This window comes from Streptomyces sp. URMC 123, from assembly GCF_051386515.1.
Taxonomy (GTDB): domain Bacteria; phylum Actinomycetota; class Actinomycetes; order Streptomycetales; family Streptomycetaceae; genus Streptomyces.
The window spans coordinates 1-3,720 of record NZ_JBPQTV010000472.1; the positions used below are offsets into that span (position 1 = coordinate 1).

The 3,720-nt window shown below is 77.8% G+C and carries 3 protein-coding genes; all 3 read right to left on the reverse strand.

The features are described 5' to 3' along the window. Positions 1–875 (reverse strand): lipid II flippase MurJ (locus ACSNOD_RS29530; protein WP_436770146.1); only part of this gene is annotated, 875 nt, incomplete at its 3' end. Further along, on the reverse strand, positions 872–2,311 hold the full coding sequence (locus ACSNOD_RS29535) for an O-antigen ligase family protein (protein ID WP_436770147.1): 1,440 nt from the start codon (positions 2,309–2,311) through the stop codon (positions 872–874). The genes ACSNOD_RS29530 and ACSNOD_RS29535, both read right to left, overlap by 4 nt. Positions 2,312–2,314: 3 nt before the next feature. Further along, positions 2,315–3,571 (reverse strand): sugar transferase, encoded by a 1,257-nt coding sequence (locus ACSNOD_RS29540; RefSeq protein ID WP_436770148.1) that lies wholly within the window; start codon positions 3,569–3,571, stop codon positions 2,315–2,317. Between the last annotated feature and the right edge of the window lie 149 nt (positions 3,572–3,720).

Below are 3,720 nucleotides of genomic sequence, written 5' to 3' on the forward strand. Positions count from 1 at the left end.
GCCCCGGCCCACGCCCGCGCCCACGCCCGCGCCGGGGCCTGGGCCGGGGCTGGGGCCGGGGCTCGGGCCGGTCCCGGGGCTCGGGCCGGCAGCTGCCGCAAGGCGGCGGGCAGTTGCACCAGCACCATCAGCACGCTGCCGACGGCGACCCCCACGGCGGCCGCCCGCACCCCCCAGAGACCGTGCAGCACCAGTACGGAGGTGAGGATGCCGAGGTTGTACGCGCAGTAGATCGCGGCGGGGGGTACGAACCGCTGGTGCGCGCGGAGGGCGGCGCTGAGGTAGCCGGTGACCCCGAAGGTGAGCACGGTGACCGCCGTCAGACGGGTGCAGGTGATGGCCAGTTCGGGGTCGGCGAGGCCCGGCGCGAGCCCCCGTACGAGCAGCGGGGCGCCGACCACCAGCAGGGCGGCGCAGCAGGCCAGGGCCACGAACAGCCGGGGCGCGGTGGAGACCAGCAGCCGGCGCACGGGGTCGGGGTGCCCGGCGCCGCGCGCCGCCCGCCGGGAGAGGGCGAGGCTGAACGCCGGGATCATCACCAGCGCCATGGCGTCCTCGATCAGCAGCGTCGCCGCGACCTCGGGCACGGTCCAGGCCACGAGGAAGGCGTCGGTCTCCCCGTCGGCGCCGAACAGATGGGCGATCATCTGATCGCGGCCGAGGCCGAGCAGGGCCCCGGCGGCGGTCAGTACGGCGGTGACGGCGGCGGCCCGCGCGACGAACGGATCGGCGGCCGTACGTGCCGGGGGTTCCGTGCGTGCCGGTCGCGCCGCGCGTGTCGGTCGCGCTGTCCGATCCCTGTGGTCCGCGTGGTCCGCGTGGTCTGCCTGGTCCGTGTGTTCCGCGCCGGAGGCGGTGGGGGCGGTCTCGCTCATCGGGGAGCGGCCGTCCCGTCGGGGGGCCGGTCCGCGGCCGGGGCCAGCGCCCACCAGGCCGTCAGGCCCAGGACGACCGCGGTCAGTACGGTGGACGGGCCGCCGATGTCCGCGTAACCGAAGTCGATGAGCTGCCAGACGAGCAGGCCGACGGCGACCAGCCGGCAGTCCGCTCCCCCGCGGACGCCCGGCCCGGCGGGTCGGCGCCGGAGGGCGAGGAGCAGCAGCGCGCACCAGCCGCCGCCCAGGGCGAGCAGGCCGAGCAGCCCCTGCTCGCTCAGCAGCAGTAGATACATGTTGTGCGGGGAGAGCAGCGGCTCCCGCCGGTACGCCAGGCCCGCGCCCGCCGTGTCACTGCCGGCGGACAGCCCCAGGGAGGCGTGGGAGTCGCGGTGCGCGGGGAACCCCTTGAGGCCCACGCCGGCCGCCGGTTCCTCGCGCCACATGCCGACGGCCGCCTCCCACAGGGCGTACCGGTCTGTCACGGACCGGTCGGGGGCGGTGGCCACCTCGGTGATGCTGGTGAGGCGCTCCCCGATGACCTGGGAGCCGACGCCGAGGCCGCCGAGCAGCACCACGGCCGCGGCCACCGCGGCGACCAGCGCGCGCAGCGCGACCCGGGCCCCGGTGAGCAGCAGCATCACCGCGGCGGCGCCGGCCGTGGCGATCCAGGAGCCGCGGCTGAAGGACATGGCCAGCGGCACGGCCAGGAACGCGGCGCAGGAGAGCGCCGCGGCCCTCGTCCCGCGCGCGACCCTCCGCGAGCCGCCGGGGGGCGCCAGGGCCACGCCGAGCGAGACGACGAGGCCGTAGGAGACGACCGTGGCCATGCCCATGATGTCCAGGGGGCCGAAGGTGCCGACGGCCCGGATGTCCCGGCCGGCGTACGAGGCGCCGGTGCCGGTGACGTACTGGTGGACCCCCACCGCTCCCTGCATCAGCGCGACGACCACCACCGCGCCCGCCACCAGCCGGAAGTCGCGCCGGGAGCGCAGCATCAGCAGCACGGCGACGGGCACGAGCACGAAGATCTGGATGTGGCGGACGAAGCCCGGGAGGGCGGCGGCGGGGTCGTCGGCGACGCAGGCGGCCACCGCGATCGCCACCGTGGGCGCCGCGAACACGGCCGCGGCGACGGCGGTCAGCGGCCGGCGCCGGGAGCGCAGCAGCCGTGCGACGCAGACGGCCACGAGCGCGCCGGACGCGGCGTCGGCGAGCGTGACCTGCGCGGGCACGGCCGGGTCGCCCCGGTACATGGGGACGCACATCAGCAGAACGGTCAGCACGGCCGGCAGGGCGGGCGCCGCCGCGGCCGGGCCGAGGCGGGCGCGCACCCGAGCGAGCGGGCCGGCCGGGCCGGCGTCCCCCGGGGCGGCCGCCCCGCCGCCGGTGGGCGCGCCCGCCCCGAGGGACACCGCGCCGTGAGCCGTGGTCATCGATCAGCTCCCCCCGCCCCGGAAGAAGGAGCCGGCCGTGCGCAGCAGGATGCGCACGTCCTGCCACAGCGACCAGGTGTCGATGTAGTGGTTGTCGAAGCGGGCCCGGTCCTCGATGGAGGTGTCCCCGCGCAGCCCGTGGACCTGGGCGAGGCCGGTGATCCCGACCGGCATCCGGTGGCGGGCCTCGTACCCCGGGTGCGCCTCGGCGAACCGGCGTACGAAGTAGGGCCGCTCGGGCCGCGGGCCGACCAGGCTCATGTCGCCGCGCACCACGTTCCACAGCTGCGGGAGCTCGTCGAGGGAGGTGCGCCGCAGCAGCCGGCCGACGGGGCTCATCCGCTCGTCGTCGGCGACGTTCCACAGCGTCGCCGACTCGTGCTCGTCGGCGGGGCGCAGGGTGCGGAACTTCAGGACGACGAAGGGCCGGCCGCCGCGCCCGATGCGCTCCTGACGGAAGATCACGCCGGGGCCGTCGGACCACCGCACGGCGAGCGCGCACGCCAGCATCAGCGGGGCGGTGAGCAGCAGGGCCGGCCCGGCGACGCAGAGGTCCAGGGCGCGCTTGCCGAGGTAGCCGAGGCGGGGCCGGGGCGGCGGGTCCAGCCGCCGGCCGGGGAACCCCCAGAGGTGGTCCGGCAGCCGGCCGGGCCCCGGGCCGAGAGTGGCCGGCCGGTCGCCGGTCACCAGCCACACGGTGCAGCCCTGGGCCATGAACAGCCGGACGAGCGCGGCGATGTCGGGGTCGGCGTAGGGGTCGCAGGTGAAGACGGCGTCGAGGACGGTGTTCTGGATGACGGCCCGGGTGATGTCCTCGGGCGCGGCCAGGAGCGGTACGGGGGGCTCGGCCGGCGCCGGCCCGGGCCCCGGGTCGACGAGCCCGACCGGCCGCAGCCCGTACTCGGGGTGGTCGTGGAGCGCCGCGGCGATCCGCCGCACGGTCGGGCCGAACCCGACGACCAGCGCGGAGTGGGGGCGGCGGCGCCGGGAGCGGCGCAGCAGCAGGTGGACGGCGCCGCGGCCGGCGCCCGCGAGCAGCGCGTGGCCGGTGACGACCGCGGCCAGCACGGCCCAGCCGACCGCGCCGGCCGGCCGCACGCCGGCCAGGACCGCGAGTACTACGCACCAGGCGACGGCGCAGCGGCGCAGCAGCGGGGGCAGTTCGTCGAGCGCGGTGACGGACAGGCCGGGCCGGTACAGCCCGGCGCGGGAGTTGAGGACGACGAGCAGGAGGAGGGCGGGGGCGAGCGCGGTGGCGATCAGGTGCCGGCCGCCGATGGTGGCGGCGACGGCACCGGCCGCGCAGTCGACGGCGACGAGCAGGGCGGCGGAGCGGCGCCCGCGCGGGGTGCGCGTCCAGGCGGCGGGCGCGGTGCGGCCGTGGGCGCCGAGGGAGGCGGGAAGGGGGG